21 protein-coding genes are annotated in these 23,106 nt (G+C 61.9%); 18 read left to right on the top strand and 3 right to left on the bottom strand.

The window, feature by feature from the left end; all coding sequences use genetic code 11:
- The first annotated feature begins 6 nt into the window (after positions 1-6).
- The 15 genes from O2K97_RS11550 to O2K97_RS11490 all read left to right on the top strand — a co-directional run bounded on the left by O2K97_RS11550 (position 7) and on the right by O2K97_RS11490 (position 18,171).
- Entirely contained in the window at positions 7-5,511 is a 5,505-nt protein-coding gene (locus O2K97_RS11550) for a hypothetical protein (protein WP_269219359.1), read from the top strand.
- 120 nt (positions 5,512-5,631) lie between these two features.
- A complete protein-coding gene (locus tag O2K97_RS11545; protein WP_269219358.1) occupies positions 5,632-7,020 on the top strand; it encodes a sensor histidine kinase in 1,389 nt (462 codons plus the stop codon).
- Between the two features lie 91 nt (positions 7,021-7,111).
- Positions 7,112-8,023, top strand: a complete 912-nt coding sequence (locus tag O2K97_RS11540) for a retropepsin-like aspartic protease (protein WP_269219357.1) — start codon at positions 7,112-7,114, stop codon at positions 8,021-8,023.
- A 475-nt stretch (positions 8,024-8,498) separates the two neighbouring features.
- Entirely contained in the window at positions 8,499-9,704 is a 1,206-nt protein-coding gene (locus O2K97_RS11535; protein WP_185224815.1) for a tyrosine-type recombinase/integrase, read from the top strand.
- Positions 9,705-10,040: 336 nt separating this feature from the next.
- The gene (locus O2K97_RS15745; protein WP_371929758.1) at positions 10,041-10,253 is read left to right on the top strand and encodes a helix-turn-helix transcriptional regulator; all 213 of its coding nucleotides are present in this window, start codon (positions 10,041-10,043) and stop codon (positions 10,251-10,253) included.
- 77 nt (positions 10,254-10,330) lie between these two features.
- Complete coding sequence (locus O2K97_RS11530; protein ID WP_269219356.1) at positions 10,331-10,561, top strand: helix-turn-helix transcriptional regulator; 231 nt, start codon at positions 10,331-10,333, stop codon at positions 10,559-10,561.
- Positions 10,558-10,746, top strand: a complete 189-nt coding sequence (locus tag O2K97_RS15740; RefSeq protein ID WP_185224818.1) for a helix-turn-helix domain-containing protein — start codon at positions 10,558-10,560, stop codon at positions 10,744-10,746. The genes O2K97_RS11530 and O2K97_RS15740 overlap by 4 nt, the downstream gene beginning before the upstream one ends.
- Positions 10,747-10,960: 214 nt before the next feature.
- Positions 10,961-12,745: a site-specific integrase gene (locus O2K97_RS11525; RefSeq protein ID WP_269219355.1), complete on the top strand. Its 1,785-nt coding sequence runs from the start codon at positions 10,961-10,963 to the stop codon at positions 12,743-12,745.
- Entirely contained in the window at positions 12,742-13,887 is a 1,146-nt protein-coding gene (locus O2K97_RS11520) for a tyrosine-type recombinase/integrase (RefSeq protein WP_269219354.1), read from the top strand. The genes O2K97_RS11525 and O2K97_RS11520 overlap by 4 nt, the downstream gene beginning before the upstream one ends.
- 385 nt (positions 13,888-14,272) lie before the next feature.
- Positions 14,273-14,734 carry a hypothetical protein gene (locus O2K97_RS11515; protein WP_269219353.1) on the top strand — a complete coding sequence of 154 codons (462 nt, stop codon included), beginning with the start codon at positions 14,273-14,275 and terminating at the stop codon, positions 14,732-14,734.
- Between the two features lie 572 nt (positions 14,735-15,306).
- Positions 15,307-15,456: a YhhA family cyclophane-containing RiPP gene (gene yhhA, locus O2K97_RS11510; RefSeq protein ID WP_269219352.1), complete on the top strand. Its 150-nt coding sequence runs from the start codon at positions 15,307-15,309 to the stop codon at positions 15,454-15,456.
- On the top strand, positions 15,456-16,613 hold the full coding sequence (gene yhhB / locus O2K97_RS11505) for a cyclophane-forming radical SAM/SPASM peptide maturase YhhB (protein ID WP_269219351.1): 1,158 nt from the start codon (positions 15,456-15,458) through the stop codon (positions 16,611-16,613). Before yhhA (O2K97_RS11510) ends, yhhB begins: the two co-directional genes overlap by 1 nt.
- Positions 16,610-16,783 carry a YhhA family cyclophane-containing RiPP gene (gene yhhA / locus O2K97_RS11500; protein WP_269219350.1) on the top strand — a complete coding sequence of 58 codons (174 nt, stop codon included), beginning with the start codon at positions 16,610-16,612 and terminating at the stop codon, positions 16,781-16,783. The genes yhhB and yhhA (O2K97_RS11500) overlap by 4 nt, the downstream gene beginning before the upstream one ends.
- A 1-nt stretch (position 16,784) precedes the next feature.
- The gene (yhhC, locus tag O2K97_RS11495; protein ID WP_269219349.1) at positions 16,785-17,387 is read left to right on the top strand and encodes a cyclophane-containing peptide 2OG-Fe(II) oxygenase YhhC; all 603 of its coding nucleotides are present in this window, start codon (positions 16,785-16,787) and stop codon (positions 17,385-17,387) included.
- Positions 17,365-18,171: an aKG-HExxH-type peptide beta-hydroxylase gene (locus O2K97_RS11490; RefSeq protein ID WP_269219348.1), complete on the top strand. Its 807-nt coding sequence runs from the start codon at positions 17,365-17,367 to the stop codon at positions 18,169-18,171. Before yhhC ends, O2K97_RS11490 begins: the two co-directional genes overlap by 23 nt.
- Here the strand turns inward: O2K97_RS11490 and O2K97_RS11485 are convergent.
- Both O2K97_RS11485 and O2K97_RS11480 read right to left on the bottom strand, forming a co-directional pair.
- Positions 18,168-18,830, bottom strand: coding sequence for a hypothetical protein (locus O2K97_RS11485; protein ID WP_269219347.1), 663 nt, complete (start codon positions 18,828-18,830; stop codon positions 18,168-18,170). The genes O2K97_RS11490 and O2K97_RS11485 overlap by 4 nt on opposite strands.
- Before the next feature lie 95 nt (positions 18,831-18,925).
- Positions 18,926-20,290, bottom strand: a complete 1,365-nt coding sequence (locus O2K97_RS11480; RefSeq protein ID WP_269219346.1) for an AAA family ATPase — start codon at positions 20,288-20,290, stop codon at positions 18,926-18,928.
- Between the two features lie 564 nt (positions 20,291-20,854).
- Between O2K97_RS11480 and O2K97_RS11475 the strand changes: the two genes are divergently transcribed.
- The 3 genes from O2K97_RS11475 to O2K97_RS11465 are packed head-to-tail and all read left to right on the top strand — an operon-like array spanning position 20,855 to position 22,571.
- The gene (locus tag O2K97_RS11475; RefSeq protein WP_269219345.1) at positions 20,855-21,361 is read left to right on the top strand and encodes a hypothetical protein; all 507 of its coding nucleotides are present in this window, start codon (positions 20,855-20,857) and stop codon (positions 21,359-21,361) included.
- Between the two features lie 3 nt (positions 21,362-21,364).
- Entirely contained in the window at positions 21,365-21,868 is a 504-nt protein-coding gene (locus tag O2K97_RS11470; RefSeq protein ID WP_269219344.1) for a Pycsar system effector family protein, read from the top strand.
- Between the two features lies 1 nt (position 21,869).
- A complete protein-coding gene (locus tag O2K97_RS11465) occupies positions 21,870-22,571 on the top strand; it encodes an adenylate/guanylate cyclase domain-containing protein (RefSeq protein WP_269219343.1) in 702 nt (233 codons plus the stop codon).
- 220 nt (positions 22,572-22,791) lie between these two features.
- On the opposite strand, the gene O2K97_RS11460 is transcribed toward O2K97_RS11465, so the two are convergent.
- Positions 22,792-23,067 (bottom strand): metal-sensing transcriptional repressor, encoded by a 276-nt coding sequence (locus O2K97_RS11460; RefSeq protein WP_269221135.1) that lies wholly within the window; start codon positions 23,065-23,067, stop codon positions 22,792-22,794.
- Between the last annotated feature and the right edge of the window lie 39 nt (positions 23,068-23,106).

Here is a 23,106-nt window from a genome sequence, read left to right as displayed (position 1 = left end):
GAGATCATGACCTTGCGATCACGCTCCCTGTTTCTCGCCCTCGGCCTTAGTTTGGCCGGCGCCGGCGTCGCGTCGGCAATGGCGCAAACGGCGCCGGGCGGCGAGATTTCGACGCCGCCGACCCCGAACGGCGTCGGTTCACGCGCGATGATCGACAGCGCCCTGTCCGGCGCGCGGCTCGACTTCGCTGCGGCGGATAGCCTGTACGCCCGCGCCGTGCTCGCGAACGAATTGAGCGCCGTCTATGGACGACTGGATGAGCTGTCGGTCGGCGCCGATTCAGAGCGCGCCTGTCGGGTCGGCGTTTTGAAAGCGGTGCTGGAATGGCGTGACGGCGATGTCGATGCCGCGACCGACACCGTCTCAGATGCGCTCGATCACTGTCAGTCCACGGACGCGCTGCTCCTGCGAGGTCAGTTGCTGGACATTCAGAACCAGGCCGGGGCGGCTTCGGTCTGGTATGAACGGGCGCGGGCGCAATCTGAGGACCCGCAAGAGCGCGCCTTGCTCGACCGTCGCCTGGCGATCATTGGAGTGACGGGACGTAAGCCGGAGGCCCTGTCTCAGCTTGCGGGATCGGGTGACGCGGTCATGGCGAACCGGGCGGCGGCGGTTCTCGCGCTGCTTGGGCGACCCGGCGATGCCGCGGCGCTCTATCGCCCGCAGACGGAAGCCAGCGCGCGGTACAGCGATGGGGTGCGCCTGGCGGATTGGGCCATCAGCCAAGGTACGCCGGATGCGGCCGCCGCTTCAGCCTGGCGTGCTGCCGAGGCCGCCGTGACCACCGAAGATCGGCTCTACGCCCTGGCCCTCTTAGTGGAAGCCTATCGGACAGCGAATCAGCTCGCGGGCGCCGAGGTGTTTCTGGCGCAGAAACCGCGTGGGGCGGACGTGGATCAGGCTCGCCTCGATGTGCTTTTGGAGCTGCGACGCTACGACGATGCAGTCGCCCTGGTTCGGCAGAGCGGGAACGGCGCTCTGCGCGAGCGGTTGCTCAGCGTGCTGAAGACGGCGGATCGCACGGCGGAAGTCGAGGCCGAATATCGCCGCCTGATTGCGGCTCAGCCCGCCGACCCCCGTTGGGCCGATGGCTTGGCCGCCCTTTATCTGGAACAGGGCAAGGCGGACGAGGCGGTTGAGGTCTATCGCGGTCTCGCTGTCGCTAATCGCGCCGACGCTGATGTGCAGATCGAGACGGCGCGCAAGATGATCGCCATGGGGATGGGGGAGCAGGCGACCCGTATCCTGGGTGACGCCGGCTCGTCGCCGGCGGTGACCGCCGCGATCCGTCGCTTCGAAGTCGAGACCGCCATAGATCAGGGTCGCGAGGCTGAGGCCGAGGCGGGCCTTCGTGCTCTTTCGGCGGCCGCGCCGCGCGATACGGCCCTCCTTGTCGCCGTGGCGGAAGATTACGAGCGGCTGGGTCGCCAGGATCTGGCGCTCGAAACCCTGCTGGGCGCGGAGTCGCGAGGCGGCGCGCTGGACGACGATCAACAGGCCCATATCGCGGACCTGGCCTTCGCTGCCGGCCAGCCTGCGGAAGCGTTGAGACGTTGGCGGGTGCTGTGGGCCCGCACCCAGCTGCCCGCGCGCAAGGTCTTTCTGCAACGACAGATCATTCGCGCCGCCCGGCAAACGGGTCAGTTGGAGACGATTGCCGCCGAACTCGAAGGGCGGATCACCTCGGGCGCTGCGGATCAGGGCGAGGTGAGCCTGCTGGTCGAAATCCGCATCGCGCAGCAGGACGGCGCGGGGGCTGAGCGCGCGGTTCGCCGCTATGCTGAGCGTTCGCGGTCAGGAGAAGTTCGGACCCTGGAGCAACTGGCGGCGGTTCAGGCGCGGCTCAGGAACTACGCCGGTCTCAACGCAAGCCTGGCCCTCTTGGCCGATTCCGATCCCGCCAACGCGGACGCCTATCTGCGCCGGCTGATCATCAATCTGCTGCGTTTCCCGGACCCCGCCGAGAGCGAGGCGGATCGCAATCGTCGCGTGGATGAACTGATGACGCGGATGCGCGCCGCCGGCCAACTCGACGATGTCGAAGCCGCGCGGTTCGCGGCGTCGATTTATACATCGGGATACCGACGCGCCGAGGCGCTGGCCGAACACAGACGCGCTCTCGCGCTAGCCCCGGGAGACGTCGACGCGCTGCTGGAATACACCTCGGCGATGAAGACGGAAGGACAGGCGGCGCAGGCCGCCAGTCTGCTTCAGTTCAAAGCGGAGGCGGCCCCGGGCGCCGCCGCGTTCATGGCCGCCTTGAATGGCCTTCTGGACGTGCTGTCCGCCGGCGACGCAGACAGCGACCCAGTCCCGGCCGATCTAACGCAAGCCCGCCTGGGGTGGGCGAGGCGCGCAGCGCTGGAGCGTATGCTGCAGGATGGAGATGATGTCCGGCTGTCATCGCTGGTCGGCGATATAGGCCAAGGGCGCGGCGATCCTGAACTACAGTTGCGCGCCCTCCAGTCCTCGCTGGCGGTCGCGGGCGATCAGAAGCCGGCGGTCCTGCGTCAACTGATCAGTCTGACGTCCGACAGTGAATCGGCGGCAGGCGACCCGGCGCGCAAGGCGGTCTACGGCCGCCGCCTTGTGGCGATGCGTAAACCCTATCCGCCGGAGGTTTACGCCGACCTCGCGGAGACCTTCCTGAAGGAAGGCGATGTCGCCGGCGCCGAGCGGGCGTTTGCATTGATGGGCGACATCGGCGGACTGGTGAACGTGGACGCCTTGCGAGGCGAGGCCTATGCCGAGGCTGGAATGACACGCGAGGCCCTGGCCAGCTACCGCGTGGCGCTTTTGCAGGATCAGGACAATCTCGATCTGATCGCCCGCACTGCTGTCCTGCTGGAACAGTCGGGCCAGAAATCGGAAGCCGGCGCCCTCTATTGGCGCGGTCTAAACGCCCTTGTGCAGCGGCAGCCGACGCAAAGCGCCAGCGACGCCCTGAAGGCGCTCGATGCCGCTCAGTACGCGCCGACGCTGATCGAAGGCGCGCTGTTGACGTGGCCTGCCGATGAGACCCCAGAGCGTTTGGCCGCCTGGCGCCGGACCGCGTCCTCTGCAGCGCTGCCGCCGCAATCGGCCGCATCGGGCGGGGCGGCCAAGCTGGCCGATTATCCCAGGCTCGCGCTGATCGTCAGCATCAACCAGCGGCTGGCTACCTTCCTAGGCGAGGCCGATCTGGGCGAACTGCAGACATCGCTCCTCGCCCCCTTTGCGAAAGATACTGATGCACGGAACGCGTTGGCCGATCTGCCGGCTCCGGCGCCTCAGGCGTCCCCAGCGGCGGGAGCTGACTGGCCCATCGCAGATCTGCGGCGCCAGTCAGAGGCGAGCGGCGATTTCGATCTGGGTCTGGCCTTGGCCTTCGAAGCCCGGGACCGCGTCCGTATTCGTGCCCTGACCGACGAGGCGATCGCGGCGGACACGCCCTGGCGAGCCCAACGTGAAAAGGGCGTGATCGAAGGCCAGCCGCCTATGTTGGTCTCGCTTCTGCTCAAGGCGGCCGACGTCGACCGTCCAGAGATCGTGCGCGAGGACATTCTGGCACCGCTGGCGCAGACATCGTTCAACGATCTGGCTCTTTACGACGTCTATCGCATCGATCCCGCCAGGTTCGCCAAGCTGGAGGCCGCTGCAGGTCGTCGCCTGCTTTCGGATGAAGTCCTCATCCAACTGCTGGTTTCGCGCGGTAATGATCCGCTTCCCGTGGCGGGGGCGGCGGGCCGGCGGGACGGCGGTCCGACGCCCCTGCAGGTGATGACGCAACGGTTCGAGCCGGATCGGCTCATTGATCTCTACGATGCGCTCGTTGAGCGTCTCGAGCAGACGGGTGCGGCCTCGGGGCTGCAGAAGGCCATCGCCGGCTATCTGCTCGACGCCTCGATCACCCCGGCGCAAAGGGCTCGGCTGCAAGCCGTCTTGATCCGGGACATCAGCGCTGAACGGTCGGCGGCGGCTGACACCGGCGCCGGCTTTGTGGAGTTGCTTTTGCGGTTGGATGCGCCGCCCGCCAACCAGGAGGTCTTGATAGCAGGCGCGCGGGTCGTCGCGGCGCGCTACGCCGACAGCGCGCGTCTGCCGGAGGTTCTGACAGCTTGGTTTGCTGGTGATCGCGCCCGGGCGTTCGAAGCCTTGACCGCTCTGCAAGAGGCGATGGAAACGCCGCCATTAAGTCTCGCGGGACTACTGACGCAGAAGTTCGAGGTCGAGCGTCAGGCGGCATTTGACGCCTTCCTATCGGCGCCCCGGCTAAGTCGTGACGAGACGGCTCGCTTCCAAAGACGCTTCTTGCAAGGCGAAGCTGCCAAGACGCCGGTCAATCCCAAGGTCGCCGCCGCCTACGCCAAACTGGTCTCCGTCGAGCCCGAGAACGGCGCCTGTATCGCGGGCTTGCTGTTGATCCAGGCCAAGGCCGGCGATTTTCCCGCCTTTGTCGCGAGCGCAGCCCCGTACGCCGCGAGCCGATCAGAGGATCAGGTGCTCGCCACCCTGCTGGGCCTAGCCTACCGTCTGACAGACAATCCCGCCGACGCGGCGCGCGTGGCGCAAGCGTCGAGCGTCGATCTGGATGATCCCGAATGGATCGGTCAACTCGTCACCCGAGCTGCAGCTCCGCGCCGCGGCGAAGTCGATCTGCTGAGCGCCTTCGAGCCGGTCTGGGCCGCCTATAGGCAACGGTTTGCGCAAGCGCCAGCTGTCGTCGCCCTCGCTGTTCAAGAGCCAAAGCGTATGGCCTCGGCGGCCGCTCGGCCGCTTGATCGACTGGTTGAGCCGCAGATACAGGGTGCGGCGAGAGCCGACGCTCTCCGCAGTCTATGGCGCTCCACGTCGCCACGCGGACGCGAGGAGGGCGACACGGCCGATCGTCAGGCCTTGATCGACAGTCTGGCGGATCCGACAGCCGCCGGTTATGCCGCGCCGGTTCTGGCGGCCTTGACCGACGATCCCGCCGTCACGGCAGAGGTCGAAGCCGAGCTCTCGAGCCTGTCGGGAGCCATGCAGGCGCGGCAGATGCGACTTTATGACAGGATTGCAGACGGTCTTTGGAGCCAGGGCGCGGGACAGGCGCGGCTCGACGCGCTTGCCGGCCGACTGTTGGGACCGCCGATCGGCGTCAATGACCTGGCGCTCTTCCTGGCGCTCGAACGCAAGGCTCCGGTGGCGCTGAATGAAGAGCGCCTGGCGGGGTTGACCCGACAGTTGCGGTTCTTGTCGACGCCATCCGCTGGCCTGAGATTAGCGGCTGCACGCGCCTATGGACGCGCCGGTGAGAATGCTATCGCCGCAGAACTGATGCAGGCTGCGCTGCTGCAAAGTCTGTATCCCGCCGATCGCGACTCCGTCGATCCAGGTGACCCGCCACTGGATTCTGACGCCTTCGCAGAGACGTTGGCGACATTCTCAGACAGGCCGGCTGCTGAACGGATTCGAAGGGACCTCGCGCAGTTGGTCAAGCGGCAGGCCGCCAGCTCTGCCGGAAATCGCTTCGAGGGTCTCGCGGCCGACTGAGGCCCACGCCCCTGTAAGCGTGCTGTTTTGACCCTCGCGGGCATCGGCTAGGATGAGGCATGAGCGCTCAAGGGCGAGGAGGACGGGTTGGGTCTGGCGTTACGAAGTCTGCACCGGTCCATGTTCGGGCAACTGGCGCTCATCACCATTCTGTTCGTGGGGTTTGGCGTCTACTTCTTCACGCTGCGCCCCCTGCTGTCCGTCGAACCCTCCGGCGTCGCCGATCCCGTGCAGATCACGGCATCTAACGCCTCTCAGGTCCTCAGCCGGTTCGCCTTCGCCGAACGCGAGCGCCCGGGCGCAGGCGGCGACCTCGCCGCTGATCCTGTCTTGCGCGACATCAAGGCGCACAATCCGCAGTTTCGGTATTTCATAAAGGTCCGTGGGCGTGAGTTTCGCTCGGGTGAAGGGACGCCCTTCTTCATCAGCCTGGCGTTCGACAGGCTGCAAAAGCAGGATTTGACGAAGGCCTATTCAGGCCTGTGCCTGACCAGCACGAACGACGACCCTGGCGGACCGGGACGCAGCTTTCTCGCCTATTCGGAATGTGGAGGTCAGGCCAGCTACTACGAGTACGCTGGGATCGAACATGCGACGACCACGGCGGCCAGCGGATCGGTTCGGCTCTACAGCAAATTCATCTGGAGTTACGGGGGCATCTTCCTCTTCACCGTCGGGGCGGCGTTCGTCGTTTTCGCAATCATCCTCCTGGCGAACGTTCTGCGCATTCGCAGGGTCGCCGCCATGGCGCGCGATCTCGATCCCGACAATCTGAGCGACCTCTTCCCGGAGAAAGGCCTCCCCCTGGAGGTCGCGCCCCTTGTATCGGCGCTCAACCAGATGATCGTGCGGGTTGATGAGGCCCAGCGTCGACAGCGCTTCTTCCTGTCGGCCGCCGCCCACGAGATGCGCACCCCTCTCACGGTGCTGCGCACCCGTCTCGAAATCATGGACGACGGACGGCTGAAGGAGAAGCTGATCTCCGACGTTCGTCGTCTGACTGACCTGGCCAACCAGTTGCTCAAGCTGATGACGATCGGCGAGGCGCCGGAACCGCTGAAAGAATCCGATCTGGTCACGCTGACGGGGAAGGCGGTTGGCGAGCGCGAAGTCGTCGCGGCCCGTCGCGGTCTCGATCTCGTTTTCGAACGCGAAGTGACGCGCTACACCCTCTGGGCCGATCCGGGCCTGGTCGAGACCGCGATCGGCAATGTGATCGACAACGCCCTGTCGTTTTCGGCTGAGGGACAGCGGGTCGTGGTGCGGCTGGACAAGGATGGCTGGGTCAGGGTGCGCGACCAGGGGCCCGGTATTCCCGCCGAACAAATCAAGACGCTGTTCGAACCGTTCACCCGCTTTTCGACGGGACGTAGCGGTTACGGTTTGGGGCTTGCGATCGTGAAAGCTGTGGTCGATCGGCACGAGGGCGCGGTGGAGATCGGAGAGGCGCCGGGCGGGGGCGCCGAAGTGGCGCTGCGCTTTGATCCCGACGCGTCCTCGCGGCCATGACGACAGGCAGACCAAGTCTGGCGAAATGACGGCGCCAGTTTCCGATCAGCTTGGTCGAGTACAGATCGAGCGATCTGTCCTGGAGACTGACATGTACGCTCTGATCCTGATCGCCGGCCTGGCCATCAACGCGCCCCAGCCCACCACTGGGCAGCCACGGCAGCAAGCCGCGGCAGCCGCGGCGCCCATGCTCGCTTCCAAGGAGTCGGCCTTGACCCGCGACAGCCGTGGCCGACCGACGATCGAGGCTGAGATCAATGGGAAGGGACCCTTCCGTATGGTCGTCGATACCGCCGCGCAGACCAGCCTTCTGACGCCGGCGCTGATCGACGAGCTGGGGTTGCCGGCGATTGGGGAGATGGGTGTCGGCGGGGTCGCTGGCCAGCAGCAGGCTGCGCTTTATGGCGTCGATCATTTCAAGACAGCCCTGTTTGATAGGACGGCCGTCGGCATGATCGCCTTGCCGAACGCGACGGTCACCGAGGCGCGCGGCATCGTCGGCATGGAGGTTTTCACCCAGGATCGTGTCGTCTTCGACAACGCTGCAAAGCGTCTTTCGATCGAACCCTCCGGTATCCCGAAGACGGGCTTTGTCTCCGTCGCCGGCCGCCTCAACGACAGCGGCCTGCTTGAGGTGCCGGTCGACATCGACGGCGTAACCTTCAACGCTTTGATCGATACCGGCGCATCCGTTTCCGTGGCGTCTGGAGGGGCCTTGAAGGCCCTCGGCTGGACGGAGACCGATTCGCACCTTGCGCCAGCGGGCGAGATCCGCGGTGCGACCGACCATGGGACGGCGGTCCTAGAGGGAACTGTGAACCGCATCCGTTTGGGGCCGGTCAACTTCCAGAACGTGCCGTTGATCTTCGTTGCTGACGAAGCACCTGACGCCAGGGGGGGGCAAACGCCAGAGCTGATCCTCGGGTCGGACCTGTTGAATAACCTCGATGCCTTCGCCCTGGATTTTCCCAAGGCGGAGCTTCAGGTTCGGATACCGAAATAGCGCCGACACCATGGCTCTCGCTCTTGTGTCGTGGGGAAGAGGGCGTGGCGTTGTTCTGAGCGAGGGTCTTCGTCGGTTGTGCTCTTCGACCTCAACATCGGGGCGGCGTGCGCACGGCTGAATGTCGTCACAACTGACGGCGCCATTTAAGAAAACCTGTCGATCAGCGGCGGCCCCGTCAGCGGGTGCAGGGGATTGCCTTAGAGCACGGCGACGCACGCGCGCTGAGCAATGATGCATGCCAGAAGGTCAGAATCAGCGGGCGTCTGAGGCTTGGATCTTTTGAGTTTAGGCTATTCCCGACGGAATGGCGGAGAGGGTGTCTGCCTGACCAACGTCCACAAAAGTATCTCTCAATGTTTTATATGAATATAAAACAATAGCTTAATATTGTGAGACGTCCACGCCCAACCATGGTTGTCGCTTGAAATCCACTATACTATGTGGGACAACAAGTGGGTTTGATGGAGGGCTCGTGCCGCGCAAAGCCAAGGAGTTGTCTGCACTGGCCGTGAGCCGCCTCAGAGATGAAGGGCGCCACGCAGTTGGCGGTGTCGATGGTTTGCACTTGCGCATAGCGGGGGCAAGTCGAGCTTGGGTGCTGCGCGCAACGGTCGGTGAACGCCGTTGCGATATAGGCTTGGGGCCGTTTCCAGAAGTGACGCTCGCGGAGGCTCGCGATGCCGCAATCGACTTAAGGCGGCAAATCCGGAGGGGCATTGATCCCGTGGAGGAGCGGAAACACGCCAGACTGCAGAATCAGGCAGAGCGGCAGCCTGTAACCAGCTTCGGATCCTGCGTGGAGGCCTATGTGGAAATGAACCGTGCAGGCTGGAAGAATAAGAAGCACGCCGCTCAGTGGTCAGCGACTTTGAAGACCTACGCCTATCCCACGATTGGCGAGAGTGCTGTCGCCGACGTGGATACGCGTGCGGTGCTTACCATCTTACAGCCGATCTGGACCTCAAAAACCGAGACAGCCAGTCGTCTGCGGGGCCGGATTGAAGCGGTCCTCGACTGGGCTCGGGTTCAAGGGTTTCGGGATGGCGACAACCCAGCGCGATGGCGTGGCCACCTAGATAAAATTCTGCCTCCACGTCGACGTGTGCAGGACGTCATTCACCATGCAGCTCTGCCCTATAACAAAGTCGCTGAGCTGATCCGCGACCTCCAAATGCGACCTGGCGCTAGCGCCCGTGCTCTCGAGTTCAGCATCCTGTGCGCTTCGCGGTCCGGCGAGGTCAGAGGGGCCCTGTGGAATGAGTTCGATCTGGAGGGCGCTATTTGGACAATCCCAGCCGACCGTATGAAGGCGGGTAAAGAGCACCGGGTCCCGCTCGCGCCTCAAGCGGTCCAGTTGCTGAGAATCCTGCCGCGTTTCGACAAGGAGCCTCACGTGTTCGGGGCGCCTCGAGGAGGGCCGCTATCTGACATGTCATTGACGGCCGTACTCAAGCGTATGGGTTATACGGATATAACCCAACATGGGTTTCGATCGACTTTCAGAGATTGGGCTGGCGAAACGACAAACTACCCCCGGGAGGTGATCGAGCACGCCCTTGCGCATCAACTGAAAGACAAGGCGGAAGCCGCCTACCAGCGTGGTGACCTCCTCCAAAAGCGGGCCTCATTGATGAGGGACTGGGGCGACTTCTGCACGCGCTTTCCGACGACGGATTGACGGTCATGAACCTCGTTCCATCGACGCACTTGCTGATTAGCCGCGGTCGTCGCAGGTTCCGTCTGGTCCTGATGCGGACGCCGAAGCTTGGGATTGTCTATCGCTGCACAGAGCGTAAGTCGGGCCGATCCGCGAAAAAAGTGCAAGCCCGAAGAAGGCGCCCAAAGAATTTTATAAGTCACTGAAATCGTTAAGTCGTGACGGGCGTTATTGTCTCTCGTTTGAAACGCCAAGCGATTTTTTTGTGCTGAAAAGCGGGCCGCTCCGGCGGTCGTGACGCGATGCTGATGTCCTGTCTGCGCAACCCGCGTAGGCGATTTAAAAAGGGACATCTTAATGTCAGTCGATAGCCTCCGCCTTGAGCGGCTGACGAGCGTTGTCGCTCGCACGGGCATGAGCCGCTCTTGGCTCTACAAACAGGTCGCCGCCGGCCGCTTTCCACCTCCATGCAAGGTGGGTGGCGCCTCGCGTTGGAGCGCAGCTGCGGTCGATGATTGGATTTATGCCCAACTCGATGCCGCAAGAGCGTCTGCCGGAGGGCGCCAATGACCGTTTCGACTCACGCTGGGTCGTGTCGTAAAGCCCTCTTATGGGCCAGGCAGATTTCCTACGGGGAGCCTGAGCCCGTGCATCACGCCATCAAATCCCCCTGCCTCGAACGGTTGCCTTCGGTTCTCATGCGGACCGGCATGGGCAAGTCTTGGATCTATCGCGAAATCGCAGCCGGTCGTTTTCCACCTCCGGTAAAGATCGGCCGATTCAGTGCCTGGAACACCGCTGCAGTTGATGCCTGGATCGAGACTGCGCTGATCGTTGAGGCATCTCTCGTACCGGCCCAATCCGGGGATCGCGCATGATGAGGGTGCCAACGAACCTCGGTCTGATGATGACGAAAGCCGAAGTTTCACAACGCCTCCAGGTGTCAATCAAAACGATCGAGCGGTGGATGGCTTCCGGCGAATTGCCCGTCCACCGCTTCGGCAAAAGCGTCCGGATATCTGCCGCCGACTATCGTGTATTTGTCGAAAGAGGGCGAAATTGAAGCGTGATCTGCGTGGTGGCAATCAGAAAAGGCCAACCAATGGGGGCGCTATTAGGCTTATTCATGGCGGCATAAGTAACAATAGCCATAACAATGGCTGAGTATATGACGCCATTATACAATAAATGTATTGGCTATTGTCGTGGGCTGTCGCGTTCCGTCGTCCATTGTTGGTCTGCCGCGTGTCCGCGTATCCGTAATGGAGAAAGATAGGATGATGACTACAGAAACTGCTGATGCGATGCTTGTTCTACGTCGTGCCTCGGATGCTCCGCGCGCCACGAAGGCGTCAGTCCGCCGCGGATGGGTCCGCGCCTTTGATTTGGACGATCCGACGGATACGCCCAGGACCTTTGCGGAGGTCATCGCTCGCCTTGATATGCAGGATCCGCCGCATCGCTATGCCGATCAGGTAAAGTGCGCCTTCAACCGCATGTCTGATGTCTTTGGTAAAGCTCCAGGGCAGGTGCCGACTGATCCGGTGGTTATTCGAAAACTCATTGCAGATGCGGTGCCTGCCGCGGTGCCGAAGATGACGCCTGCTCGCTGGACGCGCATCCGTAGCCTTGTGACCACGCACCTTCGAAAAAGCGGGATCGAAATTGAGCCTGGTCGCGACGTCGGCGGCCACAGCGCTGAATGGTCTGTCCTTCTTGAGGGAGCTGCGAAGCCTATCCAACTGGGGCTTTCTCGGTTTGCTAGCTACTGCACACGCCATGCGGTTCAGCCGACGAACGTCAATGAAGCGACCTTCGATCAGTTCGAAATTTATCTGCGTGACCGCTCTTTGAAAGAGGGCCACGAAGCCGTGTTTCGCAACTCGGTCCGCCGTTGGAATGATGCTGTCGGTGTTGTTGTAGGCTGGCCTCAAGTGACAATTCCCCTCAAGCGCCATGCACGCTATTTCTCGCGGCCTTGGACAGATTTCCCAGCTAGCTATGTCGCCGAAGTAGAGTCCTTTCTGACGTCGTACGCGGTGGATGATATTTTCGCGGACGATTATAAGGATAAGTCCGCTCCCACGACGATTTCGCTCCGGCGCCGTCAGCTACGCCTCCTCTCAAGCCTTCTGGTTTGCAGCGGCTTTCCTATCGAAAGTCTCACAAGCCTGTCGGTTCTCGTCACCCCTGAAAATGCTATCTCAGCTTTCAGAGTCCAAAAAGATCGGAAGGGTATATGCCGATCACTTGAGCAGATGGTTTGGCTTCTTTCACTTATTGCCGACAAAACCGTGAAAAACAGTGCTCACGCCGCTGAATTGCGTGAGCGCGCCAAGCGGCTTAGCAAAAAGCTCAGCAAACGTACTGGCATGTCAGAGCGCAACCTGGCGCGGCTGCGGCAGTTCGATGTGCCAGCCAATAGAGCGGCGCTGCTGAACCTTCCCTACAGGGTCTTCGCTGAAGCGCGTATGGACGAGGGGCGCGATAAGAGTGATCCGCGTCGCCTGATGCTGGCTTTTGCGGTCGAGATGCTACTTTTCGCGGCGCTTCGAGGGAGCAATCTCACCGCCTTGGAAATAGATCGGCACTTTGTTGTGATCGGGCGTGGACGCCACCAGGTTCGCCATCTTCATATTGACTCGGAGGAGATGAAGGGCCCAGACGACCTCGAAATGGCCATGCCGCCTGACACCAGCGCGCTGATGGATGAGTATCTCGCTCTGTATTGGCCTCGCCTCGCATCGGCTGGATCTAGCTTCTTGTTTCCGAACCGCTTTGGCCAAAAACGGGCAACGGCCCATTTCGCTCAGGCAATCTGTGCATTCGTGCGCGAGGAGACCGGCCTGATCATGCATGTGCACTTGTTCCGGCACCTTGCAGTCAAAATGTATCTCGCCGCGCACCCTGGAGATATGGAAACGGCGCGTCAGTTCCTAGGGCATCGGTCCGACAAGGTGACCCGCACGCACTATGCAGAGTCGCAGTCCAATACCGCCCATGCGCAATACCATCACACCCTTGCCGAGGCCCGCGTTAGCCTACGTCAGGGTGTCAGATGAAGCAGACGCCTGAGAACCGCTCTTTACCGCTCTGGCAGTGGCCAACCTTTGATAGGGAGCGTTGGACACAAGCCATTCAGGGCCGCGACATCTTCGATCTTCGATCGAACGCTCTTTCTGAGCTGGCGCCGGCCACGATCGAAGGGATCGCGCATGGGTATGGCCATTGGCTGAACTGGCTAGGTCGAGAGGAGCCGTACCTTCTCATGCTCCGGCCGGGGGACCGGGCGACCATTGACGTCTTGCGGGTTTATCATTCAGCCATGAGAAAGCAGGGGCTTGCAGACTACACGATCGCTGGTCGGATCCGCTCGATTGCAAGAGCCTTGGGAGCGATCGAGCCAGATAACGACTGGTCCATCCTCCGGCTCGCGGCCGACCGTGTTCATCGCGAAGCCAAACCCCAAAAGGAGATCCGAAACATCCTGCGACCCGCTGCCGAAGTGCTGGATTTAGGGTTCGCTTTGATGGAAGACGCCGTAACGGGCGCCCACGGTCCAGATGCGGGCGGCTATGGTTCGCTCCGGTTTCGGGATGGGCTGATGATTGCGTTGCTCATCTTCTGCCCGCTACGGCGCCGCAACCTTGCATCGCTGGCCATTGGTAATGGATTGGAGAGGCAAGGTGATCACTGGCAGATCCGTATCCCCGGCGAAGAGACCAAATCCGGACGGGAAATCTTTTGCCGTTGGCCGGGTCAGTTGGATGTGGCGTTGGCCGAGTATCTGACGGTTCACAGACCAGCACTGCTTGCACGATATGCCGTTCGTGGGCCAGCTACCGAAGCTCTCTGGATATCGCGCCACGGCCGCAAGATGTCATCTCAGGCCATATATGAAACGGTGTGTCGGCGGACGGAGGTCGAGTTTGGGACGGCGATCCATCCTCATGCATTTCGCCATATTGCTGCGACAACGATTGCGACCAGCGCGCCAGAACAGATCGACCTGATAATGACGATCTTGGGCCATTCTTCGATCCGCACGTCCGAAAAATACTACAACAAGGCGCGCGCTTTGGAGGCGGCCTTGAGGGTGAACCAGAACCGGGCTCGCGAGCGTCGAGCCTCACACCCGGCCGGGATCGGTTGGCGGGCTGCTGGGATACTCGCCGACGGAACTATCCAATCGCGTCCTAGCTAGACGCCGATAACCACCCGCGCAGCGCTACGCGCGACGCGAAGCCGACCAGATGAAATGTAAATTACGTCTATCTGAGCCCAAACCCCGGAAAACTAGCCCCAAGCCTCTGCATGGGGGAGGGCGATCATAGACCACCAAGCGCATGCCAACGTGAAACAGGAATGATGCCGCCTAGCATGTGCATTCCTTTCGTGATCTAAAGCCCCGGTCGCGGCTCGGCTTGAACACCGCTCGCGACCGCGCATGCCGTGAACACAGGAGACCCCGCTTTTGTCGGGCGGCTCCCGGAATACAACACCTCTCGTAGGGAATACGGGAGGCGCGTTCCCTGTGTGCGCGTGTTCAACCGCCCCGGCTTCAGCCGGAGGCGAACACGGGGATGACTATGCGTATTCAAATGCTGGCATGCGCCGCTGTGGCGCTGTCCTTGTCTGCTTGCCAACCGTCCAACCAGGTTCAGATAAAACCACCTGAACAACAATCAGCCGAGCAGCAACTGGAGGCGATCCGCCAGCAGGATCCTGACTATGTTACAGAAGCGGAGAGCAGAGCAAAACTGGAGCAGATACCGGCGCGGCCTGAATCACCGTCTGACAAGATATGGTATGTCGCTGCTGTGGGGGAAGGAAGGTGTGAAAGCCTTACCAGCAGCATCAACCTGGAAAACCCTGCCCAAGTCATCGATCTATTCGCTTCGCAGGGAATGCCTCTGGAAGTCATCTACGATGATGGTTCTATGGTGGCGGTGCGGAAGGTGGGAGATCCAAATGATGCAGGAATGGTGTTTGTCAGAGGGGAGTCGACCTGCCGGACTGCCTTAATCGGCCTTACGGCCATGGCGCGCTGAATTTCAGCTTTGTCTTCTCCGCGCAAGCTTTGACGACGCCGACGGTATACTCCTCGTGATCTCGCCGCGGCCCGTTATCCGAGGAATCCTTTTGGTGTCCCATTGTCGGGTGCGGAAGATGGTCGATCGGACATCCGTACTTGGACGACACGGTCGCGGGCAAATAGCTTCATCTGACGTGGTCGATTGCCCACGTCCGTTTCTGACTCAAGGGAGAAGTCCAAAGCGTCCGTTTTTCGACGGCAGCGGCGGAAGCTGAAAGACGAGCGGAGCTGGAGCAATGTGCGCAGCGCGGCATACCAAGACTCAGCGCTCTGCGGAGCGAGTATCAGGATCGAGTTCCGCGCAATAGCAGGCGCCTAATTATAGCTTTATCAATAGGACTAGCAAAGTATTAATCCATCCTAACGGATAGGACGTGTTGGTTGCACATTGAGGTGGAGGTTAGACTCTGTCAATAAACGCCCATTAACTAGGATCAATGTTTAGAACCCGCAGCATATACGCTACGACAAAAGGGGTGGAAAACTTCGACCGCTCAGGCTATTTTCCACGCTGAACGAGGAAGTGCCATGGATCGACCGCAGCAAACCGACACCATTCTCCGCGCCAAGGAGGTGCCCTCTGCGGCCCTGGCGCGGCTCATCGGCGAAGTCACCGGGCCCGAAGTGAAGGCAGCTGCCGGTCGCTACAACCGGACGCACAACCGGCACAATCGATAGTGCCGGCGGAGACACCGTTCGTTCTCGACACGGTGCTGTTGAAGGTTGCGAGCCGCTGCAACCTCGATTGCAGTTACTGCTACGTCTATCACATGGGCGACGAGGGCTGGCGCGATCAGCCCAAACGTATGAGCGCCGAGACCGGCGCTCGCATCGCCGAGCAACTGGGCGGCGTCTTCCGTGCGCAGCAGGTTCCCTTCAGCGTCGTACTTCACGGGGGCGAGCCGCTGCTCTTGGGACGCAAGCGGCTGGCCGAGCTGCTCGCTGCGCTGCGCGCCGAGCTCCCGCAGCCTTGCGGGCTTCACATCCAGACCAACGGCCTGCTGCTGAGCGACGACATCATCGATGTCCTGATCGCCTACGATGTGGGCGTGTCGATCAGCATCGATGGCCCGGCAGAAACCCACGACCAGTTTCGGGTCGATCACCTCGGACGTGGGAGCTACACGCGGGTTTCGAAGGCGATCGCCCGGCTGCGAGCGCGCCCGGACGCGATGCCCTTGTTCGCCGGGGTGTTGGCTGTCATCGACCCACGCACCGACCCCGCGGCGGTCTATGCCTCGCTGAAGGCTGCCGGGGCGCCGGGCGTGGACGTCCTGGTGCGCGACGGGAACTGGGATCGGCTTCCGTTCGGCAAGGCGGCTCCTGAGACGCTCGAGTACGGCAAATGGCTTGAAGGTCTGCTGATGGCCTATCTTGCCGATGCCGATCCTCCGCGGGTGCGCCTGCTCGACGACTTATTGCGGCTGATCTTGGGGGGGCGGTCCCAAAAGGAAGGGGTCGGCCTTTCCGACTACGGCATCCTAGTGATTGAGCCCGACGGCGAAGTGCAGAAGAACGACACCCTGAAGGTGGCGCACGCCGGAGCCGACCGCTTCGAGACCACCTGGAATGTCCACCGTGATCGGCTGACGGACATCCTCGGGAGCCAAGCCTACGCGGCCTACCACGCTCAGCAGCAACCCACGTCCAGTCTATGCCAAGCCTGCCCCGAACTGAGCGTATGCGGCGGCGGCATGGTCGCCCACCGCTGGCGCGACGGCTCGGGATATGAGAATCCCACCATTTTCTGCGCCGACCAGAAGCACCTCATCGCGGCCATGCGTGCGACGATCGCGCAATTGCCCGCCTTGGAACCGAGAAGCACCGCCGCATGACTGAGTTGGACCCCAAAGCCTTTGCCGCCGGACCCGAATCGAAGCTGATCGGCCTGAAGGCGATTAGCAGCACCGCCTTGCGCCGGCTTATCGAGGAGGTGCGCAACACGGGCGACGCCAAAGCCGATGTGACGGCCTACAATCGCACCTATCACCGGCACAATCGCTGAGATGAGCGTCGCCGCCACGGGGTTCGACATCGGCCGGCCGGATCTGCAGGTGGCGCCTTTCAAGCACATCCTGGTGGACCGCTGCCTGGATCCGCACGCTGAGACGGCGCTGCTGGACTGGTTCGAGCGGGACGCGCCTTGGCGGCTGGTCGAAACCGACTTCTACGAGCAGTACGAATTCAGCCTGTTCCATGAGACTTTGCCGCCAGCGGTCGCCCGCCTGTTCGACGAGTGCGCTATGGCGGCGCTCCGCCGGCAGCTGTCCGAGACGTTCGGCGTTTCGTTCACGCCACGCCTAAACGCCATCGCACACAAGTTGACGCCCGGTCAGCGCATCGCGATCCACAATGACTACCTTGTCGGCGAAGAGACCCACCGGCTGACCGTGCAGCTCAACCGCGGGCTCGATGTGGAGGCTGGCGGCCTCTTCATGTTGTTCAACAGCTTCGATCCCACCGACATTCATTCCATCCATCGGCCCCTCTCGCGCAGCGGGATCGGCTTTGCGATCGGGCCGGACTCGCATCACGCCGTTTCGCGCATGCACGCCGGGGAGCGGTTCACGATCGTCTTTTCCTTCTATGCCGAGCCCGTCGATTTCTGACCTGGACCTCGACTTCACCCGGCCGTGGTTTCCGGGCCTTGCGGAGCATCTGGTGGGGCCGGTTCTGGCCGCGCGCGGCCTGACCCCCGCCACGTATCGAACCAAGCGCTGGATTGACGGGGAAGCAGTAGACGCCGGACCACCATCGCGCTTCGAAGATCCGCCGTCGTCGCTGATCAAACCCTATGCCGAGATGGGGCTGGCCTTCGCCGCCCCGCCTAGCTCGAAGGCTCATGCCTTGCTCGGCGACGCCTGGGGGTTCCTGGACCGTGTGCCCGATGCGGAGCAGGCGATCTCGACCCTCGTTTGCTCGATTCATGTCCTCGAGCCACCCGGTCCGGGCTACGACACCAGCCATAGCGATCCTGACCTGCCGTGCTCAATCTTCCTGTCACTGCCCATCGGCGAGCCGCACGCGGCGCTTCGGGCTGCCGAGTCAATCCTCCACGAGGCCATGCACCTGCAGCTCACGCTGATCGAGGCGCAGGTGCCGGTCGTGCGGGCCAGCGGCGCGACCCTCTATTCGCCGTGGCAGCAATGCCACCGCCCGGTGTCTGGTCTCGTGCACGGCCTCTATGTCTTCGCCGCGATCGACGCCTACTTGGCCGAGCTGCTGACCCAGGACGGAGTCCTCGACGAAACGGCCGCATTCGCGCGGAAGCGACGGCGCGAGATCGGCGAGGAGATTAGCGAGGCGAGGGAGGTCGTGGGCCACAACGACCTGACGCGCTTCGGCCTGGCCTTCGTCGATGGCTTGCTGGCGGAGATGAACGCGCGCGCCTAGCGGCCGAGGGTGTCGAGGACCATGGCACTGAACGGCTCCTGCGCCTGCGCCATCACCTCCAGTTCGGCGGCGGCGTCGTGGCCGTCTGCCTGCGCCTCGGCGCTCGCGCCCGGCAGCAGCCCGGCTCGAACGAGCTTTTGCAGCGCCGTTACATGGCGGAAGTAGCGCCAACGGACCCCGTTCAGCTCGATGCGGTCGAGGTTCAGGCATTCAATGGTGGTCCAACCGATTTCGCTCAGACCAGTCGGCACACTGTTCTCGAAACGGATGTGGGCCCTAGGATCCTCGTCGCCGGTCGGATCGAGCAGGAGCGGCTCTTCATTGGCCACCGCCTCTGGGGTCGTCGCCCGGGCGTCCGGGTTGCGCAACGGGAAGAGGTTCTTCTTTCGTGAGCGATTGCAGCGCTCGCAGGAGAGGACCAGGTTCGTCCAGTCGTAGGCGAGCCAGTAGTAGCCTGGACGGATCGTTGGTGCGCCGACGTTCTGCTGGCTGTAGGCCTTCGGTCGCTGATGCTCAGTGTCGCCATAGCTGAAGGCGCGGAAGTCGCCTTCGCAGTAGGCGCACTTGCCGTGCTGCATCGCGATCAGGGCGTCCTTCACCGGAGTCGCGCCGTAGATCTTGTTGTCGAACGTGAAGGGCTCGTCTTTGCCACCGGCCACTCCCGGTCGGTCACTTACCGCTTGGTGCATTGCCTGCACAAGGGCATCACCGGCCCTCAGATCGGTCGGCGCCGGAGCTGTGCGCTCTATTCTGATCACGTGTCGGCGCCGTCCCGCTCCAAGCGCGCCGCGGCGCGGCGGATGATCGCCAGTGCCCGGTCGTCGGCTGGATCACTCTCCTGCGGCAGGTCCATCAGTTGCTGCTCGACCTCGGCGAGCCGCAGGGTCTCGGCCGGGGTCCGCTGGCGCTTGGTGCGGAGTAGGCGCTGTGTCTCGAAAAGGGCCTCGACCTCTGGCGAATAGGCCGATGTCAGGCCGAAGAGTTCCGAGGTGATGACCTGGTCGAGTCGCCAGCCCTTGACCGCATCCGGCTCGTTGACGATCACGGCATGGTCGCCCTCGCGGCGCACCACGGCCAGGTTCTCCGACATGTAGGCCTGGGCCATGAGCGGGCTGTGGGCGGTAGCGATGAACTGCACTGCCGGGAAGTGGGCCGCCAGCCGTTCGCGAAGTTGCCGCTGCCAACGTGGGTGGAGGTGAAGGTCGATCTCGTCCACCAGCACGATAGCTGGTTGTAGCAAGGGGTTGGCGCTCTCGGGATAGTGCCGGAATAGCCGGTAGCCAATGTCCGCCAGCCACGCCGTCATCGTCTGATAACCGAAGCTGAGCTCACTTAGTGGAACTTCGCCGTATGGGGTGCGGACTACGACCCCTACCTTCTGCCGCGGCGTGAGGGGGGAGGGGCCGTAAAGGATAATGTTCTCGGCCGTCTCCACGTCGGGCAGCAGGGCCGCGATCATCTCCTTCATAACCCTGTTCTGGCGCGAGGAGATCTTGCTGCCTCGCCGCAGCGCCGCGTAGTCAAGCTGCTGAATCAACTCCTCGGCGTCCACGAGCTCGACCTGGTCGTCAAAGAGCGAGGCCATCCCGGCTGTGGCGGACACCGGATCGATGTTGCCCCGCCCGAGCTTTCGACCGGCACCGTAGGCGATGATCAGGGGTTCCTTTTTTATGACGTCTTCAGTCTGGCTTGCCTCGAACCGCTCGATTTTGCCGCTCTTCCGCTCGAACTCGACGAAGTTGGTGAATTGCCGGGACCGGCGGTTTCGCTGCGACTCGTCGAGCACGCCAGCGGCGACGAACGTCGCCTCGAGCCGCACATTTTGCGCGCCATGACGTGCAAGCGCCTCAATATTGGAAACTTCCGACGCTCCCGTAGGCTCAATAAAGAAGGTGGGGTCCTTCGCGCCGTCCGGGTCATTAGTGTTCCGGAAGGGTGCCATGTGGGCGATACACTGGAGCAAGGTAGTCTTACCCACGCCGTTATCGCCCAGGATCAGTGTCCACCTGGCCAAGCGATCTTCGCTGTCGCGCAGGCTCAGAACATGATCGTCCTTGAACGACTTGATGTTCGAGAGCTTGAGCTCGGTCAGGTACGTACCAGTCTTGGCGTTCGGCATATGGCGTCTCTGGCACGAGTCGCGCTCGGGCTCTGCTGTGTTCGACTTGCGTACTGCAAAGCGGCGTCAAGCTCCATACGCTCAGCGGTCCTCGACGTCCCTCCGCAAGGCGCGCCGGTGATGTTGGCCACCTTTGTGCTGAGCGTAGACAATCGTTGAATCGCGCTCGTCCCAGCGGCGTTAGAAGCTGAGTAGCACGCCGCCTCTCACCATCGACCAGAAGTGCCTTGATCGCCTCGTTCACGGCCATCTGCCCGGTACCGCTGAATGTCTGCATTCGGATGCCAGCCCAACTACCGCTACTGGCGTATCTCAGACATTTGCGTCCGAAGGCAGCACCTGACTCATAGCGGCCGTTGAACCTGTCCGCTCATAGGGCTTACCTGACCTTTCCAAGCGCAGGCGGTCGGCCGTTTGGACGAGGTCAGAAGATCGCAATTTTGTAGACCTCTGCGCTAGTGAAAAACCGACGATCCACAACTATCGAGTGTTGGGATAACGACGGTCATTGCATCCCCTGACATCGGAGAACAGAATGGCAACTCTGATTCGAGCGAGGAAGTGATGACCGATCAAACTAGCGAAGTCACTGACGGAGTGTCGGCAGGGCCGGATGCTGACGAGTCCCAACCGAGCATATTCGACCAGCCGGAAGGCACGGACTGGCTCCTAGCGTGGTTGCTTACGTATGCAGAGAACTACGGAGTGGAGTTTCAAGTCACGCTGCACGTTCGCGGGCTGATTATCACGGGCGTGCTGATCAGCGGTCATGCGTACCTGACTGAGATGGCTAAGCAGTTTCGTGGGCTGATCCATGGGGATCCTCCCGAGGGGCAACTATCAATCCATGCGCTCGTTGCGGACTCTCTGGATCAATACAAATCCATCTACCGCGACCCCGCGAGTGAAGGACCATTTGAACTGGCTCAACCGGGATACATGCATTTGAGACGATCGAGGATCATCCATGATAATGGCACGATGATCCCGAGCGGCGGTGCCCTCTGGCGCGGAAAACTTAGCTCAGTTGACGGCTTCACCATCGGTGAACTGTCGGTTTCGCGGAGCTAACACATGGACAACGAACGCGGCTTCGCCCTAGGTCAGCTGGATCGGGTGCAGGCGATGTTCCCACGAGTGGAGGGCAAGGCTTCGTTTCTCTTCGCACTCGATGTCGCCATGCTCGCGGTCGTCGCAGTCAACTTGAAGCTGACGGCATCGATGGGCTGGGAGGGCGGCATCGCCTTGGCCACCATTGTCATCCTCGGCGTTAGCCTGTGGAAGTTATTTGCCGCTTACGCCCCCAACCTCGAAGGCGCGAGCAGAAAGTCCCTAGTGTATTTCCGCGACGTGGCCCAGCACACCGAGAGCGCCTATTGCGCCGCCGTGAAAGCGGCCACCGATGCGGACTTGATCGACGACGCGCTGGCTCAGGTTTGGCGCAACTCCGAAATACTCCAGCGCAAGTTTGACCGGGTACAGGATGCGTTCACTGCGACGATGGTGAGCGTTCCGTTTTGGCTAATCTTCCTGGTGGCTACGTCGTTCGACACCGGCTTCGTCAAGCTGGGGAACTGACGTGGCATTCAAAGAGAATCTGACCAACTACGTCGTGAACGGGCTGGCAGGGGAGTGGGAGATCACGGCCGGAACGGTCGTCCCACACGAAGGAATCCTGAAAGTCGCGAAACACGGCAGCCGGGTCCAAGCCACAATCCTCTATGCTGATCTAGCGGATTCAACGCAGCTCGTTGATGGGTCGGCTGACTGGTTCGCGGCAGACGTCTACAAGGCGTTTCTGCTCTGTGCCGGGCAGGTCATCCGCTCTGACGCTGGTGAGATCGTGTCGTATGACGGCGACCGCATCATGGCTGTCTACATGGGTGATGATCGGGACAGCCGCGCTGTCAGGTCCGCCTTGACGATAAACTGGGCTGTCAGGGAAATCGTCCGCCCCGCTATCCAGCGGCGCTACCCGACGAGCACATATCAACTCCGTCACGTCGTGGGGGTAGATCGGTCTCAAGTGCTGGCTACGATCGGCGGTATTCGGGGCAACAATGACCTGATCTGGATTGGTCGCGCTGCGAACTATGCCGCGAAGCTTTGTTCTGAGGATGACAACTGGCCGACTTGGATCACCGGAGAGGTCTACGATCACATCACAGACGATCTTAAGTACGCGATCGACACAGGTTCGTTGATTTGGGAAGGCGCAGTTTCAAATGCGCTACCGCATATGCGGGTGGTGCGGTCGTCCGGGTGGTACTTCTATACCTAATGATACTCTGTCGCGTGATGGTAGCCGAAATCTGAGCGAGATCGGATCGCTTGGGATAGCTGTTGAGGAATGTCGTGTTGCGGGCGGCTAGTGAATGACCCCTTCTGGCGCATAGGCGACCCGAGGCAGCGGGAAGGGCAGGGCGCTTTGCGCCTAAGCGGCATTCACCGAAACCGAGATTGCTGGGGGTAAACTTGGTACTGTCCGCCTCCGGTCGATCTCACAGATACTTCGTGATCTCGCGAAACTGCCCCATCGCCTGACGTGCCTCCGCCGGGTCGCCTTCGGCCGCGTGCGCTAGGCAATGGTCGATATGGTCGTGGATCAGCGTCTTCTTCGCGGCGGCGACAGCCTTTTCGATCGCATGCAATTGCTGGGCGAGGTCCAGACACGACCGCTCGGCCTCGATCATGCCGATGACTGTACGCAGGTGCCCTTCGGCCCGCTTGAGCCGCTTGATGATGTCGGGGTGCGAGGCGTGAGATACGTGTGCCATGGAATTTGACCTATCCCCCTGGAGGGGATACGGCAAGAT

It is taken from the genome of Brevundimonas vesicularis, from assembly GCF_027105095.1.
Taxonomy (GTDB): Bacteria; Pseudomonadota; Alphaproteobacteria; order Caulobacterales; family Caulobacteraceae; genus Brevundimonas; species Brevundimonas vesicularis_E.
This window is presented reverse-complemented; position numbering and strand designations above follow the sequence as displayed.

Coding starts and splice junctions, on each gene's coding strand:
- O2K97_RS11475 (WP_269219345.1), top strand. CDS start 20,855: ATGACCGATCAAACTAGCGAAGTCACTGACGGAGTGTCGGCAGGGCCG.
- O2K97_RS15745 (WP_371929758.1), top strand. CDS start 10,041: ATGTCAGTCGATAGCCTCCGCCTTGAGCGGCTGACGAGCGTTGTCGCT.
- O2K97_RS11540 (WP_269219357.1), top strand. CDS start 7,112: ATGTACGCTCTGATCCTGATCGCCGGCCTGGCCATCAACGCGCCCCAG.
- O2K97_RS11550 (WP_269219359.1), top strand. CDS start 7: ATGACCTTGCGATCACGCTCCCTGTTTCTCGCCCTCGGCCTTAGTTTG.
- O2K97_RS11460 (WP_269221135.1), bottom strand. CDS start 23,067: ATGGCACACGTATCTCACGCCTCGCACCCCGACATCATCAAGCGGCTC.
- O2K97_RS11545 (WP_269219358.1), top strand. CDS start 5,632: ATGTTCGGGCAACTGGCGCTCATCACCATTCTGTTCGTGGGGTTTGGC.
- O2K97_RS15740 (WP_185224818.1), top strand. CDS start 10,558: ATGATGAGGGTGCCAACGAACCTCGGTCTGATGATGACGAAAGCCGAA.
- O2K97_RS11515 (WP_269219353.1), top strand. CDS start 14,273: ATGCGTATTCAAATGCTGGCATGCGCCGCTGTGGCGCTGTCCTTGTCT.
- O2K97_RS11525 (WP_269219355.1), top strand. CDS start 10,961: ATGATGACTACAGAAACTGCTGATGCGATGCTTGTTCTACGTCGTGCC.
- O2K97_RS11470 (WP_269219344.1), top strand. CDS start 21,365: ATGGACAACGAACGCGGCTTCGCCCTAGGTCAGCTGGATCGGGTGCAG.
- O2K97_RS11520 (WP_269219354.1), top strand. CDS start 12,742: ATGAAGCAGACGCCTGAGAACCGCTCTTTACCGCTCTGGCAGTGGCCA.
- O2K97_RS11480 (WP_269219346.1), bottom strand. CDS start 20,290: ATGCCGAACGCCAAGACTGGTACGTACCTGACCGAGCTCAAGCTCTCG.
- yhhA (WP_269219350.1), top strand. CDS start 16,610: ATGACTGAGTTGGACCCCAAAGCCTTTGCCGCCGGACCCGAATCGAAG.
- yhhC (WP_269219349.1), top strand. CDS start 16,785: ATGAGCGTCGCCGCCACGGGGTTCGACATCGGCCGGCCGGATCTGCAG.
- yhhA (WP_269219352.1), top strand. CDS start 15,307: ATGGATCGACCGCAGCAAACCGACACCATTCTCCGCGCCAAGGAGGTG.
- O2K97_RS11490 (WP_269219348.1), top strand. CDS start 17,365: ATGCCGAGCCCGTCGATTTCTGACCTGGACCTCGACTTCACCCGGCCG.